General features: G+C 33.6%; 13 protein-coding genes. 4 read left to right on the forward strand and 9 right to left on the reverse strand.

The features are described 5' to 3' along the window. Positions 1 to 11 precede the first annotated feature (11 nt). Positions 12 to 839: an SDR family oxidoreductase gene (locus A9D35_RS03160; RefSeq protein ID WP_066218914.1), complete on the reverse strand. Its 828-nt coding sequence runs from the start codon at positions 837 to 839 to the stop codon at positions 12 to 14. A gap of 147 nt (positions 840 to 986) precedes the next feature. On the opposite strand from A9D35_RS03160, the gene A9D35_RS03165 reads away from it, so the two are divergent. Next, positions 987 to 2,069, forward strand: coding sequence for a substrate-binding domain-containing protein (locus A9D35_RS03165; RefSeq protein WP_066218916.1), 1,083 nt, complete (start codon positions 987 to 989; stop codon positions 2,067 to 2,069). Positions 2,070 to 2,168: 99 nt separating this feature from the next. On the opposite strand, the gene A9D35_RS03170 is transcribed toward A9D35_RS03165, so the two are convergent. Continuing rightward, on the reverse strand, positions 2,169 to 2,456 hold the full coding sequence (locus A9D35_RS03170; protein WP_066218919.1) for a hypothetical protein: 288 nt from the start codon (positions 2,454 to 2,456) through the stop codon (positions 2,169 to 2,171). A 52-nt stretch (positions 2,457 to 2,508) separates the two neighbouring features. After that, complete coding sequence (locus A9D35_RS03175) at positions 2,509 to 3,543, reverse strand: AI-2E family transporter (RefSeq protein WP_066218922.1); 1,035 nt, start codon at positions 3,541 to 3,543, stop codon at positions 2,509 to 2,511. A 325-nt stretch (positions 3,544 to 3,868) separates the two neighbouring features. On the opposite strand from A9D35_RS03175, the gene A9D35_RS03180 reads away from it, so the two are divergent. Next, positions 3,869 to 5,230: an acyl-CoA dehydrogenase family protein gene (locus A9D35_RS03180; protein ID WP_066218925.1), complete on the forward strand. Its 1,362-nt coding sequence runs from the start codon at positions 3,869 to 3,871 to the stop codon at positions 5,228 to 5,230. Positions 5,231 to 5,298: 68 nt separating this feature from the next. On the opposite strand, the gene A9D35_RS03185 is transcribed toward A9D35_RS03180, so the two are convergent. The 3 genes from A9D35_RS03185 to A9D35_RS18485 all read right to left on the reverse strand — a co-directional run bounded on the left by A9D35_RS03185 (position 5,299) and on the right by A9D35_RS18485 (position 8,012). After that, positions 5,299 to 6,525 carry a cation:proton antiporter gene (locus tag A9D35_RS03185; RefSeq protein WP_066218928.1) on the reverse strand — a complete coding sequence of 409 codons (1,227 nt, stop codon included), beginning with the start codon at positions 6,523 to 6,525 and terminating at the stop codon, positions 5,299 to 5,301. Between the two features lie 105 nt (positions 6,526 to 6,630). Next, positions 6,631 to 7,347, reverse strand: a complete 717-nt coding sequence (locus tag A9D35_RS03190) for a PRC-barrel domain-containing protein (protein ID WP_066218930.1) — start codon at positions 7,345 to 7,347, stop codon at positions 6,631 to 6,633. 11 nt (positions 7,348 to 7,358) lie between these two features. Further along, on the reverse strand, positions 7,359 to 8,012 hold the full coding sequence (locus A9D35_RS18485) for a hypothetical protein (RefSeq protein WP_066218933.1): 654 nt from the start codon (positions 8,010 to 8,012) through the stop codon (positions 7,359 to 7,361). 1,022 nt (positions 8,013 to 9,034) lie between these two features. Between A9D35_RS18485 and A9D35_RS03200 the strand changes: the two genes are divergently transcribed. Both A9D35_RS03200 and A9D35_RS03205 read left to right on the forward strand, forming a co-directional pair. Continuing rightward, complete coding sequence (locus A9D35_RS03200; RefSeq protein ID WP_066218936.1) at positions 9,035 to 9,319, forward strand: helix-turn-helix domain-containing protein; 285 nt, start codon at positions 9,035 to 9,037, stop codon at positions 9,317 to 9,319. Positions 9,320 to 10,550: 1,231 nt separating this feature from the next. After that, a complete protein-coding gene (locus A9D35_RS03205; protein ID WP_066218939.1) occupies positions 10,551 to 12,179 on the forward strand; it encodes a sulfatase in 1,629 nt (542 codons plus the stop codon). 372 nt (positions 12,180 to 12,551) lie between these two features. Here the strand turns inward: A9D35_RS03205 and A9D35_RS03210 are convergent, their stop codons facing one another. The 3 genes from A9D35_RS03210 to A9D35_RS03220 form a co-directional block, all read right to left on the reverse strand. Continuing rightward, complete coding sequence (locus A9D35_RS03210) at positions 12,552 to 14,450, reverse strand: CRTAC1 family protein (RefSeq protein ID WP_066218943.1); 1,899 nt, start codon at positions 14,448 to 14,450, stop codon at positions 12,552 to 12,554. A 48-nt stretch (positions 14,451 to 14,498) separates the two neighbouring features. Continuing rightward, the gene (locus tag A9D35_RS03215) at positions 14,499 to 16,892 is read right to left on the reverse strand and encodes an alpha-amylase family protein (RefSeq protein WP_066218948.1); all 2,394 of its coding nucleotides are present in this window, start codon (positions 16,890 to 16,892) and stop codon (positions 14,499 to 14,501) included. A gap of 432 nt (positions 16,893 to 17,324) precedes the next feature. Next, complete coding sequence (locus A9D35_RS03220; RefSeq protein ID WP_066218951.1) at positions 17,325 to 19,310, reverse strand: glycoside hydrolase family 127 protein; 1,986 nt, start codon at positions 19,308 to 19,310, stop codon at positions 17,325 to 17,327. Positions 19,311 to 19,362: the final 52 nt, after the last annotated feature.

Raw genomic sequence — 19,362 nt, forward strand, 5'->3', positions numbered from 1 at the left:
CATATTATGTTTTAAACTCCGCTATACGCACTAAATCCGCCATCGATTGGAATAACAACACCCGTTACAAACGACGATGCATCGTCGCATAAATAAAGCGTTGTACTAATTAAATCTTCGGGCACACCATAACGCCCCATTGGCGTTTGATCTATAATTTGTTGTCCGCGTTGCGTTAAACTTCCGTCGGTATTTGTTAATAGAGTTCTGTTTTGATCGGTTAAGAAAAATCCTGGAGCAAGTGCATTTACACGGATCCCGACTTTAGAAAAATGAACTGAAAGCCATTGTGTGAAATTTGAAACTGCGGCTTTAGCACCACTATAGGCAGGTATTTTTGTTAAAGGTGTGAAGGCATTCATTGAAGAAATGTTTAAAACGCTACAGCCTTTTTTACCAATCATATCTTTTGCAAAAATTTGGGTTGGTAATAAGGTTCCTATAAAGTTTAAGTTAAAAACAAACTCAATACCTTTAGTATCTAAATCGAAAAACGTTTTAAATCCTTCTGTTGTATTTTTTAAATCGTCTGCTTCTAAAAACGGATTAGAAGTTGTTCCAAGCGGGTGGTTTCCTCCTGCTCCATTCACTAAAATATCGACAGTACCGTAAGCAGCATTAATTTTAGACTTAGCCTCTTCTAAAGATGCTTTTTCTAATACATTGGCCATAACGCCCATCGCTGTTCCGCCTGCGGCTTCTATTTCTTTAGCGACTTGTTCTGCGGCTTCTAATTTTAAATCTAACACGGCAATTTTATGCCCTTGTTCTGCTAATGCTTTTGCTAGTGTACTGCATAAAACACCTCCAGCTCCTGTTAAAACGACTACTTTACTCATGTATGAATGCTATTTTATTTTTATAAATTTCGTGTTCGCACACACAAATATAATAAATTTTAGTGTACGCCCACGAAAAACACATCTTATTTATAATAAAATGCTTTAATTTGTACTTTCACAATTAATGAACACCAACAAAAAAGCATGATAAGAATAAAGGATATTGCAAAAGAAGCCAATGTTTCTGAAGGCACAGTAGACCGTGTTTTACACAACCGAGGTGGTGTTTCTAAAAACACAGAAGCCAAAATACGTAAGATTTTAGAACTTAGAAATTACAGCATAAACCCCGTTGCTAGTGCTTTAGCAATGAAAAACAAACATAATATTGCAGTTTTAATTCCGGAATACAATGAAACAGATTCTTTTTGGAAATCGCCTTATCTAGGGATTTTGAAGGCAAGTGATGAAGTTAAAAATATCGGAATAACTGTCAATTATTTTAAGTTTAACCAATACGAACCGGCTTCTTATCTGGAATCATTTGAAGCTTTATTAAATAGCGAACCTACAGCTGTAGTTTTCGCGCCGATGTTTTTAAATGAAACAAAACACATAACTACGCAATTAGAAACCGCTAATATTCCTTATCTATTTCTGAATATTGATATTGAAGGCTTTAACAACCTTACTTATATTGGACAAGATTCTTATACTTCCGGGTATATTGCAGGAAAATTGATGCATTTAGGGATGGAAAAAGAGTCTAAAATATTAATGATTCAATCTCGTGAACAGTCTGGAGATAATAATGCCATTTCTAAACGGATACACGGATTTAATGATTTTTTTAAGGACCATACTCCGGAAACCGTTCCTATTAATTTGAAAATTGAAAATTTTAATGATGTTTTAAAAACACAGGAGAGTATTAAAAATACTTTAAATTCTAACGATTCTATACGTGGTATTTTTATTCCGTCTAGTCGAACTTCAGTTATTGTTGACTGCTTAAAACAAAGTGAACCAAACGAATATAAAATTATAGGTTTCGATAATACACCACAAAACGTTGACTGTCTTAAACAGGATGATATTTCCTTTTTAATTTCTCAAAAACCTTTTGAACAAGGCTATGAATCTATCCGATTAATGTCTGATTATTTACTAAAATCGAAAATACCAAATGACAAGGTGTACCTACCAATAGACATTCTAATTAAAGAAAATGTAGTGTATAACGACATGAATCAATTGATGTTTGAAAATGCGATTTCTGAAGCTTAACATGTAAATGTATTTCAAAAAAATAATCAAACAACAAACGATTTTTACAGCGTTAGTCATTTGACTATTATATTCTCTACTAAAATTTAAAGCTAGAGTTTATTGTACATCTAGATTTCGTTTTCTAGTTAAGGCTTCTAAAAAGTAATAATCGCCATACACTATGGGCTCATCTATTTCATCATTTTTGGGCCAATTTCCGGTACTATGATCTAAAACAAATGGTCCGTTAACCGTATCTTTTAAAAGATAAGCTTCAGAATTTAAAGTATTTAAAACCTGTGTTGCAAAATCTAGATAGGTTTTGTTGTTTGTATAGGTATATAATTCAAATAATGCCGATGTTACTATAGCCGCTGCCGAAAAATCCGGATTAAAACATGGCATTAACAGCATTATAAACATAATCTTACTGGCAGTATTTTAAGTGTGCTCTAATTTACTCTCTGTTTTTTATATATAAATCTTGCACTAATACAATTAGAATAACAATTATTGGAGTTGCTAAAACCAATCCCCATATCCCTGTAAGTGTTCCCATTATAAGCTGTGCGATAATTATAAGCGCAGGAGGCAGATTCAGTAATTTTTTCTGAACAAGTGTTGTAATAAAATTACTTTCAATAAACTGAATAAGTATATAAAGTCCTGCGACTAAAAGTGCTGTTTCAGGGCTCTGTAAAAGGCCAATTAGTACTGCTGGGATTAATGCTATTAAAGGTCCGAAATTTGGAATAAAACAAATTAAACCAGCTAGAAGAGCTAAAACAAGCCAAAGCGGAATTCCAATAATAGCCAAACCTACTGCCGTTAAAACAAAAACAATAAACATAGAGAAGAAGGTTCCTTTTAACCAGTTAAGTAACTGATTGCTTATATTATTTAGGACTTGCCTACCTGTTTCTTGCCCCTTAATGGGTATGAGTTGTACTAAGCCATTAATGTACGTTTTGGGAGATATCGTGAAGAAAATTCCAATGAATAAAATAACATATAGATCGCCAAAAAATCCGAATGTAGATTGGAAGAATTGCCCAGCAAAACCTTGTGCTTTCTCAATCGAGTCTCTAGAAGAGAAGTTGTCTACAATAGTTCTACCTATCGAACTTTCATTTAATTTCGCCTTTGCATTTTCAACGGTCTTAGGTAAGGTTTCTACGAGTTCAGCCATTTGATCTTGTACTTTTGCACCAATCAACCAGAATAATCCTATGACTATTAAAAAGGTACTTATAATGGAAATAGCGACACATATTCCTTCTTTCCATTTGGTCTTTTTTTGAATAAAACTACTCAATCCTCTGAAAAATATAGCGATAAGTGCACCAGCTAATATTAGTAAAAAAACTCTAAATGTAGCTTTTAAGAGTAATAAGGTAATTATTGAAAAAGCAAGTATTCCAACGACTATCCAAACCTTTTTTTGAAAAGACGGATTGTTTTCTGAAGTAGATTGAGGTTTGTTTTCTTTCATCTTAATAGTGTAATGACTTAAATCATAAATCTACATTTAAATTATTTGATTTATGTGCTGCATTGCAATAGACTCAGACGCTAAAAATCATAATAAAACTATAAAGTTACATACGTTTAAAATAGAAAGTTGCCCTCATAAAAAAAATAAAAAACGCAACGTACTATAAGTGTTTGAGTTAGATGAATATAATTGAAATTATCTAATTAATAATCTTTTATATGAAATTTTATCATATTAGTAAATGTGATTGCTTTTTAGTACTTTAATTGTGGAATTTTACAAGTGTACATGTGAAATACATTTGTGAATTAAAAACAAAAGGATGGAATTTTTTAAAAAAATAAAACAAATTACACACTTAATGAAGCAAGTAGACTTTGCCGAATTAAATAAGATTTCAGAAAAAATAGACTTACCAAAAATTATGAAATCTGTTGGCGAACTGGATGATACTCAGCTTAAGGGATTAACTAAACTACTCACCGAAAAAGCCAAAAAAGGACAACGCCAATTGCCACCTATAGATGGTGATTTCTACGATTACGATTTAAAACTGACTCAAGACCAGCGAGAAATTCAAATGAAAGTGCGCAATTTCATGGAGACCGAGGTCGAACCTATTGCAAACGACTATTGGAATCGTGCAGAATTCCCGATGGAAATTATACCAAAATTAGCCAAGCTAAATATTACAGGAGTGGCCTATGTAGGCTATGGCTGTCCTAATTTATCATTCGTTATGGAAGGTATTATCGCTGAAGAAATTTCTAGAGTCGATGTCTCTATATCTACTTTTTTTGGGGTGCATAGCGGATTGGCAATGGGATCTATTTACCTATGCGGAAGTGAAGAGCAAAAACAAGAGTGGTTGCCAAAAATGCAAAAAATGGAAAGCATTGGTGCATTTGGTTTAACAGAACCTAATGTAGGAAGTGGCGTTGCTGGTGGTATGGAAACCACATGTAAAAAAGTGGGTGATGAATGGATTTTAAACGGACAAAAGAAATGGATTGGAAATGCCACTTTTGCCGATGTTATTATAATCTGGGCAAGAGATGTAGATAGTAATCAGGCGAAAGGCTTTTTAGTTCGAAAAGGAAATCCAGGTTATAAAGCGGAGAAAATTGAAGATAAAATGGCCTTAAGAACGGTACAAAATGCCTTAATTACAATTACAGATTGTAAAGTGCCCGAATCGGATAGGTTACAAAAAGCAAATTCATTTCGAGATACAGCAAAAGTATTAAGAATGACTAGGGCTGGCGTAGCTTGGCAAGCTTTAGGTTGTGCTCGAGGTGCCTATGAGAGTGCATTAAAATATACCAAGAAACGGGAACAATTTGGGAAACCTATTGCTAAATTTCAGCTGATTCAAAATCATTTGGTTGAAATGTTAGCAAACTTAACTGCAATGAAAGCGATGGTATATCGTCTTTCAGAATTACAAGATCAAGGACTTTTAACAGACGAACATGCGTCGCTTGCTAAAGTGTTTTGTTCTATGCGAACTCGAGATGTAGTAAGTCGTGCGCGAGAGGTAATGGGCGGAAATGGAATATTATTGGAATATGATGTAGCGCGCTTTGTAGCCGATGCAGAAGCCATATATTCTTATGAAGGCACCAAAGAAATAAATACTCTAATAGTTGGAAGGGCGATAACAGGTTATAGTGCCTTTGTGTAATGGTATTTAAAATTTATCTCTAAAAAAGATATTTGCATTACAACTTTCAATTAACATGGGCATCATATTTAAATCTTAGAAATAGATCTTTTAACAGTTAAACCATGCAGAATAATTGAAATTAAAATGACTAAAGATATAATAGAAAATAGCTGGTCGGTATTCTCAAATTCACCATTTTTAATGGCATAGGTTAAATAAAAAACAGAGCCTATGCCTCTAATTCCGAAAAAAGATATGGCTAATTTTTTCTTTAAATCTAAACCAGAATGTGTTAGTGCAACATAACCTAATACAGGTCTTGCTACTAAAACTAAACAAAAACAAAATAGCACTAATTTAAGATCGAGGAAATTTAAGATACCACCCATTATAGATCCTCCAAAAAAGACCATCCAAAAGATGATAAGAAATTTTTCAACATTGGTAATGAATGCTAAACTGGGTTCGTAATTATTACTTTCACCATGTATATGCGCATGATAATGTGCAAAAAGGCCAGTAAAAAACACACTGATAAATCCATAAGAGCTCATAAGCTCAGCTAAGCCATAAGACACTAATGTTAGCGAAATGGCGACAAAAGCTTGATGAATTTTGCTTTCTCTTTTTTTGGTCAGTTTAGTGGTAAAATAACTATATAGAAATCCGATAAGTATACCGACTAAAACCCCAACTACAATTTTGTATAACACATGGTAACTTAACCAAGTTGTCCAAACTTCGCTGTTTAAATTATCGCTTTTAGACCATAAAATAGCCAAATAAACAAACGGAAACGCCAAACCATCATTTAAGCCTGCTTCTGCAGTTAAATTATATTTTACACCAATATTTCTTTTAGACACATCGGACTGTTTTTCATTAAGTTGAATTTCGGAAGCCAATGCTGGATCTGTCGGCGATAAAACCGCGGCTAATAATAATGCAAGTGCTTCAGAAAAGTCTAAAATAAAATATGAATACAGGAATACAAAAATCATGAAAAGAGGCATCGTAATGCCTAATAATCGTAATGGGTTCCGCCATTCTTTCCAAGTATAGTTTAAACCTATTTTTAACCCTGCTACCATTATACTAATAATTACAACCATTTCGGAAAACTTTAAGGTTGAATCAATATCCCAAATCGGATCGGGCCAAGGTAACGGCGCTTTTAAATAATACAATACGCCACCTAAAATAAGAAAAGGTATGGTATAACTAATCTTAAAATACTTTAGAACTATGGGTGAAAAACTAGCTAAAAGTGTGGTTAAACCAATAATTAATAATATTATAAAATAGGATGGCATATAAGGTTGGAGGTTAGTAAATAATCATACTATTTTTTTGGAATAACTTTTAATTTTAAAAAATAATAAGGATTATCCCCTTACGGAATAATCCTTATTTTAGAATTATCTTCTAGACTTCTGATTACTTTTAAATGGGTTGTTTTCGAACTCATGTCTGTTGTAAAAACTTTCCTCATCATAAGGGTAATTTTTATGAGTTTTCGATTGCAAATCAGTTTCATCTATTTCAGTCTTAGAGAAATAAGAAGCACCAATGGTATGAAATTTTCTTATTTCGTCACGTGCCAGTTCTCTAATCCGTTCTTCATTAATAGTATCGTTCGCATGAATAGTTTCTATTCTTTCAGTTTTTAGAGCATCCTGATGGTTTTGATGCGCATAATCTCGTTTATAAGAATCTAATACTTGTACTTCGTAAGCGCGATCTACATTGTCACCTTTTCGATAACGTTTAGTTTCAGAAAACGTTCTGTAGTTTACAGTGTGGGTGTAAACGTGTTTTAAATCGGAATTTATATCTATCAAACCAATGGGTATAATAATATGATTTTCACCATCTTTATTAATAAACTCTCTAACCTCCCCGTTGCCGTCGGTACTATATGGATCATGACTTGCGTCAATAATAGATTTGTCTACCTCTACGTCTATATAAACAACGCGCTGTGCTTCTTTATTAACTAGTAAATTATCTACTTTTCCTATTACTCGGTTATCTATGTCTTTTACGTCCCAACCTCTAATATCGGCATAGCCTTCAGAAATTTTATAATCGGAAAGTTCGTCTAAATCGTATAAGTGCTTTTCGTTTGTGTTCATTTTTGTAAGATTTAATAATTAATAGTTGTCAAGATTTCATAAGCTGTATTAAGATAATCTTGAATGTTTTTTTGTTGCTTTGCCCAGTCTGTAGAAGCATTTAGTTCATTAGAAACGGTCTTTAAATTAGAAACTTCCTTGTCTAAATTTGGAGCATTTTTATTCTGAATTTCAGAAATAACAGCGGTAATCTCAGAACTTAGCGTTTTTAAATCTAATTTGCTGAAATCCTCTTGCCCCATTTGAGCCGACTTAAATTGAATTAATTCTGATTCTAAATTCTTTAAAGAAGTAGAATTATACAAGTTCGTTTCTACTGCTTTAGAAGCAGAGGCATTGGCTAAATTGTAAAAGGCTTTCGCCGTGTATATATAATCTGTTCCTAACTTCATCGAGTCTTTTAATGATTCTTCTACATTAACTAAGTAAGTTGAGCTGGGTTTGTACTTGGTAGTTGTATTGCTAGACGGTGCATTATTATAGCTCGAATTACTATTATCGGAAATTGTATCGGTCATTACTGGCTGATTTGTATTGATATCATCCATATAATCGTCGTTATTATTAGTTGCATAAAACAGGAATGATATTATTCCTAAAACAACTATTAATCCTAAAATCCAAGGCCAAATTGGCTTTTTCTTTTCTATTTTAATTTCTGCCATATCATTTTAATTTTAGTGTATTCAGAAAACTACAGGAGTTTCTTCTACATTGTTAGACTATAAAATTATAAATGAAAACGCTAGTGGGATTACTCCATCGAGAATTATATTAACCTTAAAAATTAAGGCAGATGTTGTATCATGTATTATACTAAATATATTTCTATACGAATGAAATTTCGATTTTATTTACCAAATATGTTTCATTCCTGTATTATTTACCATTTTAATTTGGTGGTCCGTAGGGTTATAAATACTTAAAAAACTTTCAAAATCGATTAAGAATATAAATGACACAGAGAATAAACGTAGATCCGGAACCTTTTTATTTCAAGCATTAATATTATGTGTTTTTGAGTAGTGAAATAGTTTTAGCCTACAATAAGTGAATACCTCACTCATTTGAGCATTATGATAGTTAATTTAAGGGAGTAAAATATAATTTATATACTGACTATCAAAATCTTAGTCTAATTCTGGTCAACAAATTTTAAGATTTTATTTTGTTATCCGATTTGTTGACATTTTATTTAATATTATTTGTTTTATTTTGATATTATCAAAAACAAAAAAAACCTTGTAAATCATAAGACTTACAAGGTTTTCAGTCGGGGTGGCAGGATTAACCATCAAACCACAACCCACAGATCTTCAACACACTAACACCGTTACGTATTAATTACTCACCGAATAGTACACTTTTATTAACAAGAACTATAAAACAATAATTAGCTTATCATTTCTATGTATAAAGATACAATTAAAATTAACCCTATTTAAATATTATTGATTGTTGAAATAGTATTTTTAAATCTGATAGAATATTTTCTGCTCAAATTTATGACGGGTAATACCTTATAATAAATGTAACAAATGGTCAATTTCTTTAATTATTCCTAATTAAGGAGTATTGAAGCATGTTAAAATTCAAGATATTCAAACCTCTACTCAACCATTTAAAATAAATTCAGGAAATCAGTAATCAAAACTAAAATATCCAAAACCTTAAAACATTTAACATTATGGCCACAAGTATCGTAACAACAGAAGACCTTATTGAGTTTAGAGCAAAACTTCTACAGGATATCAAAACCCTATTATCGAATAAGGATAAGAAAGAGTTCAAAAAACATATTAGATCCTCCGAAGTTATGAATCTTTTAAATATTAGCCCTGGAACATTACAAAACTTTCGTATAAACGGAACAATACCATATACCAAAATTGGAAATATTATCTATTATAAGTTAACAGACATTCAAAAGATATTAGAAGAGAATAGAATATCAGATGGTGGTCCACATTAAATTACTATTTATTCTACATGCTTTTACCAAATAATGCTCAAGTCTGTCTTGAGCATTATTTATTTAGTGTATTTGCTATTTGCTAAACTTAAACTTATTCTCTAAAAAACTACTTAATAATTAATCTATTAAATATACTGAAATCCAATTTTAATAGCTTGTCTTATTTTCTAAATTTCAATTTTTTTACTTCACTACATTTCCATTCTATAATCCGAGTTTTTTTTCTGTGGAATAACTTATTCAAAAAGAATTCCGAAATGGTTATTAAGGGTTTGGTTGATGCTTCTCAATACTCATTGATAATAGTCATCATTCAGTCAAAACATGTTTTTAGAACCTACTCTAATGTTTCTTTTCTGATTCCTAAATATTCCACAGGAAAAATACACTTCATTTCAAAAAATTAAGCCTCAAAAGTAAAGCTATCGACTAGGTCTTCCTCATATTTTTACTAGCCAACTTGAACTTTTCTATCATAGAAACCCTACTTCAAAATTTCAAATCTTTCTCCTTATTATCTGTATTCATAGTTTTGGGTAAAAAATGTACCGGTTTTATTAGGCTGAGCTGGTTTTTGGGTAAAAAAACAGATAATCAATTGGTTGAAAGCTAAGCTAGGCAAACACAACAACCTAAAAACCAATTAATTATAAAGAGTGTAAAATTAGTAACCGCGCGCTAGCGGGTTACCCTCTTGCTCTTCAATTTCGTCCCGTAACATCGGGACAAAAATCAGACTACTAGATAAGCTCTACTTCGAATGGAATAATTAAATAGTGGTCAATTATTGTTTTCACTATAAAAAAATTTACGATGATTATTTTTTAATCAAAACTCAAATATTTTAGAATTAACAAAACCTATATCATTCATATCGAAAGAATACTCATTTTTTTTTAATTTAATTATATCTTTTTTTACTGCTAATTAACATCCAATATTCAAGCTTGACCAAGACTTATAAAAGTGGTGAGGAACGAACCCGGTTATGCAGTCTTCAAGTTTGAATATTGTAATTTAGCAGTCTAAAAAAGATCATAATAATATTTAGAAGACAGTTTTTCAATTCCATAATAACTTAAATTAAATTCCTTTTAGAATTAGGAAAATGACTTAAATTAAAAATAATACTCAGAAAGGTAAAATCCAACTAATAATGGGTAAGACACTTTATAGAAAACAGACAGATTTATTGCTATTTTGAAGATTACTATTTATTTCAGAATACATGAAAACAATTTTCAAAATAACTGCAGGTTTATACTGTATTTTAGCCTCTTTCCAATTATTAGCGCAACAAAAGCAGCCTAATGTTTTATTTATTGCGGTAGATGATTTACGTGCCGAATTAGGAACATACGGCTCTCCCATTGTAAAATCGCCAAATATTGATGCCTTAGCAGAACAAGGCATACAATTTAATCGTGCCTACTGTCAGCAAGCTATTTGCGGACCATCTAGAGCAAGTATCATGACGGGATCTTACACTGAAACGATAAACGTTATCGATCTTTTTCAAGATTTTCGAGCTAATCGTCCTGCTATTAAAACCATTCCGCAGCATTTTAGAGAAAACGGATACGAAACCGTTTATACTGGTAAAGTATTTCATGGTCAATATACAGACGATGAGATGTCTTGGAGCAGAAAGCCAACCCGCGTGGAACGCAACGCAAATACACCAAAAACAGAAGGCGGTTATGCTCTTGAAGAAAGCCAATTAATCTACATAAACAATAAGAAAGCTTTAGATACAAAATATGGCGAGAAATTAATTAGAGAAAATTGGCTAGCAAAAGGCCCTGTAACAGAATGTGCCGATGTACCCGATGAGACCTATGATGATGGCTACAATACCAAACTTGCCATTGCTACTTTAAAAGATATGGTTAACAAAGGCGACAAACCTTGGTTTATCGGTTTAGGCTTTAAAAAACCACATTTAGATTGGATTGCTCCTAAAAAATACTGGGACTTGTATGATGAAAAAAACATTCCGATTTCCACACAAGTAAACCCGCCTAAAAATGGTGCTAGTATGGGTTTATCAGAATCTTTAGAAGTTCGTGTGTCTGCCGATATGCCTAAAACTGGTCCGTTTTCGCCTGAACTACAACGCAAGTTAAAACACGGTTATTTTGCCTGCATTAGTTATATCGATGCGCAAATTGGTAAAATGGTTGCCGCGTTAAAGGCCACAGGACAATACGAAAACACGATAATTGTATTATGGTCCGATCATGGTTTTAACTTAGGAGAAATGGGCTATTGGGGAAAAGCGACCAATTATGAACTTGCAACCCGTGTGCCTTTTATAATTGTAGCTCCAGAAACCAACAAAAAAGCTAAAGGAAAAGTCTCGAATGCCACTGTAGAATTAATTGATGTATTTCCAACTCTGTGTGATTTAGCTGGTTTAGACAAACCAAGCCATTTAGAAGGACAAAGTTTGGTGCCAATTTTAAAGAAACCAAGTTTAAAATCTCAAAAACCTGCTTTTAGTGTGTTCCCTACCCCTGCACTTCGCGAATGGGCTGCAAGACCTTTTACCCCACCATTTAGAACGACCTTTTTCATGCCTTTAATTGAAAAAATCGAGACTAAAATTGAAACCCAAATGGGCGATAAATGGGATAGAAAAACATTTGAACAATTTGTTATGGGTTACGCCATGCGCACCGATCGCTATCGATTAGTACTTTGGAAAGATCGCAGACACCCTGAAGCCACACCACTATTCATCGAACTTTACGACCATGAAAAAGACCCTAATGAAACCGTAAACATTGCTAATAAAAATCCAGAATTGGTAACAAAATTAACTGAAACGTTTAATAAAGAGTACAGAAAATCTTAATTAATGTTAAGCTTATAAAAACGGAAATCTCATGTGTAAGGCATGGGATTTTTTTTGTTTGCTATCTTAACTCATCTGCAAAGAAGTATGCCTATAAAAGTTTATACTCAAAACATTATAATCAACAAATTTAATATATAGTTCCTTCCGTAGCACCCTTATATTCGGTATAATACGCCAATTTAAGCTTCCTCTACAGCCATTAACCTATCCTGAAATAAAACCCTAAAAAGTGTTCCTTTTAAGTTTTAAATCTTTAGGGAATTAAGAGTCTCAATAGAATACAATAATTGTCTGTTTTCAACATAAAAAAACTCAGGCAAATCATGTATTTACCTGAGTTATAAGACTAACACTAATTATATTACGACACTATTCTTGTTTCCCTATACTAAGTTTAGTATTTATAGCTTTAATATTTTTTGATTCCGATTCGCCATTTGACCAGGTTACTTTTACTTTTCCTGGTTTAGTACAGTTGCCTAAACCAAAATGCATTTGATTATTAAAACCTTGTGAATATTGTGCTCCTGTAGAGCCAATACGATGTTTTTGCTTATTTCCACAGGCATTCACTTCTACTAACGCGCCTAAAGCTGTCGTGTTATTCTTTGCAGAATTTCCGACCTCAACCGTTATAAAATTAGTGTTTTTAATTAGCGGCAAGTCGTTTTTAAACAGATGCCATTTACCACGTTCGTTCCCAATAACCACATCCACTTTACCATCTTCATTATAATCGATAACTTCAACAGCCATACCTATGGCTCCTAATTCTGTTGAAATAATTTGGCTGTGTTTCAATTCTTCAAAACCTTCATCACCATAATTTAAATACAAAATAGATGCGTTTTCATTTACCAAATCACCTCTTTTAATCACTAAAACATCGGTAAATCCGTTGTTATCAAAATCGGCAACGGTTGCAGCGGCGCTATGTTCTTCAAAAAAGATATTCATTTTCTTGGTAACATCCTTATATTTTCCACCCACGTTTTCCAATAACACATCGGTTAACCCTTTTGGATGTTGATAGGCTGGGTAACTTTTAACTCCATGAACAACGCCTGTTGCTGGCGCAAATAAATACCCCGCGATACGCCAAGCATCGTTACCAATATAACCTATATAAAATCCTGTTTTATCTTTATAATTGGCGTTATCTGGAAAGCCTAAAGCATTACTATTTACCAATGTTATGTCTTTTCCCGAATGTGTTTCACCAGGAAACTCATAATCGTAAGAGGCCTCACCTATAAAATATGTGGCGTTGTTTGGCCATTGCGACTGGAAATTTTCCATTTGTAAAACATCGCCAACTTTTAAATTATCAAACAAGAATTCTCCACGCTTTGTAAAGAAACCCCAAGTTTTGGTATCGCTATTAAAAAAGGTCTCTCCAATTTCAAAATCTAGACCTCTAGTGATGTATAAATCTAAATCCCCATCGTTATCGAAATCTATTTCATTGATACTTGTAACGTCTAAAATATTATAAGGAAACACTTTGTCTGTGGCATCGGTATAGGTTAAATCGCCTTTACCTAAAAAGGCCTGAACACGACCATTACCGTAAAGTAAAATATCTAATACCCCATCGTTATTAATATCGGTTACTACTGTTTTTTGTCCGTCGGCTTTAACTGCTGGTAATTTCGATTTCACAAATAATTCGCCTTTACCATCATTTTCATAGACATAATTTTCACTTTCACCTTTTTTAACCGCATCGGGAAAAGCAAAATTTAACAAATCTAAATCCCCATCATTATCCCCATCGATAAACTTTACGGTACGACCACGCATAAACTCTAAAGGCACTTTAAATTCTGGTAGCGGAATAAATTCGCGCTGTTTATTTACCGTATAAACTTTAGAATTTCTAGCATTACTACCAGAACCGCCACCGCGAGACATAATAACTTCTAATTGTCCGTCTTTATTGATGTCGCCAATAGATAAACCATGTAAATCACCCATGATAATGTCTATAGGTTTTGCAAATTTGCCTTTATTATTCCAACAAACTTGAATGCCATAGCCATGATCGTTAATAAGTAAGTCTTGGTAGCCATCGCGATCTAAATCGGCAACTACAGGGGCGTCCCATTTTCTTAAATTTTTCTCCTGACGCGGAAATATCTTGTTAGAAACCTCAGAAAAAATAAGGGGTAATTTTGCTTCCGATTGTGCAAAACCTCTATGCTGTAACCCTACAAAAAGCCCTAATGTAAGACCTGCTAAACACAGGTTCATTTTATTTAATTTCATTTTAATAATTCTTTTTTATAGCACTTCATGCTTCAACTACACCCAAAACTATTGCGTCACATTTAATAATAATACACCATTTGATTTTAACTCGAAATCTGAATTTAAAGCCTCGCCAGTCATCATATTGGTCAGTTCTAATTTTTGACCGTTTTTATGTGACAGATTTAATTTCGCGGTGTTTTTACCAATATTAAGTAGGTTTACAATATAACTTCCATTAGCATTTTTAGCAACTCTCCAAACACAACCCTTTGCGCCTAAGCCATTGGTTTCTTGCAATACAAGTTCTGGTAAACTGTTTGAAATTAGCTCTAAAGCTTTGCTTTTAATGGTTTCGATGCTTGCTTTTTTATCCATTTGAATTAAAACACCCTTACCTTCAGTTAATTTTTGGGTACGTTTGGCACCATACTCATTTAATGATAAGCTTTCTTCACCATCTAAAATTACCGTTCCGCCTTGGTTAAGATAATTTTGTAAGGTTTCAAATTCGGCATCGGTAGCATATTGCGTTTTATAAACAAGGATAGCATCCCAGTTAGATTGATCTTGATTTTTAATGCTTTTTTCGGTTGCATAACCTAACGGAAATCCTTCAAAATACAGAGATTCATACATATGAAATAGGCCTTCCATATGATGTTTTATATTAATTGCTGAAGCTTCAGAATAAAATAAACGCAATGGTCTTTTTTGGTTTCTTAATGCAAATAACTCTTCAGAAAAAGAATTTAAATCCATCATAACCTGCGTATATTCATTGGCCACTTGAGGCTGCATATTAACCGAGCCTGCAAAAGAACCCGCTAAGGCAGGATCGAAAAAGTTTAGTTCGCCCTCTAAACGATCTTCTGGCGAGCCATCTGGATCTCTTGCCCAAAACCAAGCCAGTTGGGCATCCATACCATGCAAGGTTGCTAACCAAGTGGTGCTTCTTACAAAATCTGTAGACAGGTCTAGTTTTCTCCAACGTGAAGCTGATAAAAAATGGGATTCTGAATTAAAATTAATTTTTTTAGGCGATACCGATTCCATAAAATCGTAAGACACACTCATTTCCTCCCAGAAATAAGAGTAGCGCTCCTCCCAAGCTTCTGGTTTATTTAATCTATTATCATGCTCTCTAATTTTAGCATCGTTACCAATCATGGAAGTTAAATTGGTTAATGCTTCGGTATCGATACCATGCGTACGACCACTTTCGGTAAACATGTTCGGCATGATTTTGATGCTTGTATCGGCATCAGGATTTGTTTTACGTAATTCGCCTTGTAAATATGAAAACCAATCTATACTTCTGTCCATATTATAACGGCACCAGTCATACCATATTGGTGTGCCTTGCTTGGCCTTATCGATAGGGATTTCAATTTCAACTGCAGCGAAATTTTTAAACGAGGTATTCCAGTTTTTATTCAAGGCTTTTATATTGCCCTTGTATTTCACCTCTAACCATTTTTTTAATTTATCTATGGTATAAGAAGACAGCTCGGTCATTTCATGAAAACGAGAAGTCCAGTGTCCTTTTTCAGAAAACCAGTGAGGTTCATTAGATAAAATATAGCCCATTTGTGTGACTTTTTTCCCTTTGGTTAATTCACCCGATTTTTGAATAACATCGCTCCAAACCTTTCTAGCTAAAGGGTTATCGATATCGAAACCAGTAAATAAGGAACGTCCTTTTTCAATTTCAGGATCTTGTTTATGTACCCAGTCTGGCATACCCATATTCCAAAGGATTAGAAAACCCACGTTGGTATCTGGAATATCTGTAATAAGTTTCAATTTTTCCTGATCGAAAGTACCATCTTCTTTTAAAATATAAGGATTAATAGCACGGTCTTGATTAACTTCATACAACGTACTTCCACCGTGATAAATGTTTCCTAAATAATCGTTGTATACACTTGTATTGGTTAGCGGTTTTCCAACAGTTTTAGAAAAGTAATCGTATAAAAACACTGGTTTTCCATGACTTAAAAACATATCTTTGGCAACTTCAATGTTCTCCCAATCGACTTTAGCCACTGGTCTGCGTGTTATTTTACCCGCTAAAACTTGCTCTAAATCGTTTATGCTTTTATCTAAGATTTGAATAACTTTTTTTCTTTCAAAATCTGGTAAATCTTCAGCCGATTTCTTTTTGTCTTCAGCTAAAGGTGCATAATAACCAAATAGTTTTTCGATGTCGTCTTGGTGTGCTTCATCCCAATTTGCAAATTTTAAAAACTCGTGAGCAAACCAAACGGTGGTTTCCTCTCTTGTAACATCAATAGATTTGGCTTTAGCGGTATCCATTAAATTTGTTAACGTTTCAATTTTGTCTTGAGCTTGAGCTTCTAAAGACTTAGGTTCTTCTTTTTTACAAGAAATAAAAACAGTAATTACAAGAATAAAAAGTAAAGACTGTAAACTTTTGTTAGTTTGTTTTCGTGGCATGCTATCACATTATAAATAATTAATAAAAAGAATCATTCAATAAACTTATCTCGTGATTACTAATAGATAAACAGGTATTGAATTAATTGGTTTACAAGTTCTAAAAAAACAGGCTATTTTATTTACTAGAATATACCCTATACTTCCACAGAATTACCTTGACTATGAGTTTACCTAAAAAGTATCCTTGATGTCATATTGTCGATATATTTTAACCGATTGCTAATCAACATCGGTTTCGACAGGTTCAACCTGACAAACAAAATTCAACTTACTTTTTAGACAGCTACATTATAAAACAAAAAAGGAAGTAGAACGGGTTCTACTTCCTTTTTAAATCTAAAAAATTCAACTTGAGCAATTTTAAGACTGTTTCACGTTATAATGTTAAACCACCGCAAAATGGCTATAAAACAGACTTAATAGTATTCTTTACCACACCACTGGCATAAACACCGTCATTTCTGCTTGACCTCTATTGCTCCAAGCAAAATAAGGCACAAACTGCGTATTAAACGCTTTAAACGAAGGTTTCTTTACTGCTTGGTACATGGTTTCGGTATTATTATCTAAACGCAATAAAATCTCGCCACTAATGGTAGTAATACCACCTAAAAAGTCTGGCTGATGCTTTGCTTCTAAGGCAGCATTTCCATTTAAATACACGTCTAGAATACTCGTGTCATTTGGTAAATCTGGTGTTTCAATACAGTACACCATTGGCCCTCTTTTTATAGCCACTTGGTTACGCACTTCTTCTATTCTAGCATGCCCTTCGATTAAAGTAATTTCCATAAGCATATCTAAAGTTATGGTATCGCCAACGCTCCATGTTCTATTTATGGTAGCAAATGTTCCAGGGGTAACCGCAACATCTACAGCTTCACCATTTACTTTTAAAGTGCTCCCTGTTGCCCATTTTGGTATTCTAATTTGAATATCGAAAGCGGTACTTTTACAAGTATCAACAGTAATTTTCACTAAACCTTTCCATGGGTACTCTGTATCTTGAGATAATTTTAATGGCGAACCATCTAGCATGGTGGTATCTAAATTATTAGCACCGAATAAAACCACAGCTACACCGTTTTCAGATAAGTTATAAGCCCATCCTGAACTTTTACAAATGGTTCTTACTAAGTTTGGCGGACAACAAAAACACTCTAAATACGGTTGTCTTACAGGACTTTCTGTAACATCGGCGTGCGCATCGTAATTCCTTGAATTGTTTACCATACGCAACGGATTAGAGTAGAAATAATCTTTTCCTTCAATACCAATTCCAGACAAACCACTGTTGTATAATACAAGTTCTATAATATCGGCGTATCGTGATTGCGCATGAATTCCCATCATTCTGTGGCTAAACATGGCATTACAAAGGTTGGCACAGGTTTCGTTATAGGCCGTCATGTTTGGCATCATATAAGCATCAATGAAGCCTTCTTCAATCATATCTAAATTTGTTGAAGCTCCGTAATGTGCTTGCCCCACAGCACCTGTAGCGTACATTTTCTTATCGGTAACATTCTCCCAAAGTTTATCTAAAGCTTCAATTAAAGCTTTCTCGCCGGTTTCGGCATACACATCGGCTGCCCCTGCATAATAATACAAGGCCAAAACGGCATGACCAACAGCTTCTTCAGATTCTCGTAAAGGGGTTCTTTCTTGAACCATATCGCCAATAGGATAGCCTTCTGTAGTGGAATCGTGCTTAATTTCGAATGTACCACGACGGTTAATAAATTTCTCGGCTAAATTTAAATAACGCTTATCGCCTACCGTTCTATACAATTCTACCAAGCCCATAATTTGTGTTTGGTTGAAGCCGAAACGCTGATAATGTTTCGTGTCTGGCATAAAGTAAGTGTATAATAAATCGGCCATTTTTACAGCGATATCTAAAAAGTTAGACTGCCCTGTAATGCGATAATGCACAGATCCTGCAATAAAAAGGTGTCCGAAATTGTACATTTCGTGGTACTTTCGGTTTTCAAAACGATCGACACCTTCGGTTATTTGCACATGGGTATGAATGTAACCATCTGGTTCTTGCGCTCTTCCAATAAGTGCGATGTATTCGTCTAATTCTTTTAAAATAGCTTCGTCTTTGGTTAAACCATAAACATAGGTTTTGGCTTCCATAAACTTAAAGAAATCGCCATCATGCCAATAAAACCCCTTATGTTCGCCTTCCTTTTCTCCGGCAGCAATTTTAAAATTATTTAAACCATGACCAATATCGCCACATAATAAATCGCCCATATAAGGCAGCATTTTATCTCCTGCATTTTTAACCTTATCGGCCCAAAAGCCAGACGTCCATTTACAATCTCCAAAATTGATGCTCTTTAATTTTACAAAAGGACTGTTGGAAGTATTTGTAATTGCTGTGGTATGTTTTTTTGTTGTACTCATCGTATTCAATCTATAAATTAGGAATAAACGTGTTTGATACGCAAACTATTTT

The organism is Formosa haliotis, from assembly GCF_001685485.1.
GTDB lineage: Bacteria > Bacteroidota > Bacteroidia > Flavobacteriales > Flavobacteriaceae > Formosa > Formosa haliotis.

Bases quoted from the DNA above. Each gene is read 5' to 3' on its own strand.
- A9D35_RS03160 (WP_066218914.1), bottom strand. From the start codon at position 839: ATGAGTAAAGTAGTCGTTTTAACAGGAGCTGGAGGTGTTTTATGCAGT.
- A9D35_RS03165 (WP_066218916.1), top strand. From the start codon at position 987: ATGATAAGAATAAAGGATATTGCAAAAGAAGCCAATGTTTCTGAAGGC.
- A9D35_RS03170 (WP_066218919.1), bottom strand. From the start codon at position 2,456: ATGCCATGTTTTAATCCGGATTTTTCGGCAGCGGCTATAGTAACATCG.
- A9D35_RS03175 (WP_066218922.1), bottom strand. From the start codon at position 3,543: ATGAAAGAAAACAAACCTCAATCTACTTCAGAAAACAATCCGTCTTTT.
- A9D35_RS03180 (WP_066218925.1), top strand. From the start codon at position 3,869: ATGGAATTTTTTAAAAAAATAAAACAAATTACACACTTAATGAAGCAA.
- A9D35_RS03185 (WP_066218928.1), bottom strand. From the start codon at position 6,525: ATGCCATCCTATTTTATAATATTATTAATTATTGGTTTAACCACACTT.
- A9D35_RS03190 (WP_066218930.1), bottom strand. From the start codon at position 7,347: ATGAACACAAACGAAAAGCACTTATACGATTTAGACGAACTTTCCGAT.
- A9D35_RS18485 (WP_066218933.1), bottom strand. From the start codon at position 8,012: ATGGCAGAAATTAAAATAGAAAAGAAAAAGCCAATTTGGCCTTGGATT.
- A9D35_RS03200 (WP_066218936.1), top strand. From the start codon at position 9,035: ATGGCCACAAGTATCGTAACAACAGAAGACCTTATTGAGTTTAGAGCA.
- A9D35_RS03205 (WP_066218939.1), top strand. From the start codon at position 10,551: ATGAAAACAATTTTCAAAATAACTGCAGGTTTATACTGTATTTTAGCC.
- A9D35_RS03210 (WP_066218943.1), bottom strand. From the start codon at position 14,450: ATGAAATTAAATAAAATGAACCTGTGTTTAGCAGGTCTTACATTAGGG.
- A9D35_RS03215 (WP_066218948.1), bottom strand. From the start codon at position 16,892: ATGCCACGAAAACAAACTAACAAAAGTTTACAGTCTTTACTTTTTATT.
- A9D35_RS03220 (WP_066218951.1), bottom strand. From the start codon at position 19,310: ATGAGTACAACAAAAAAACATACCACAGCAATTACAAATACTTCCAAC.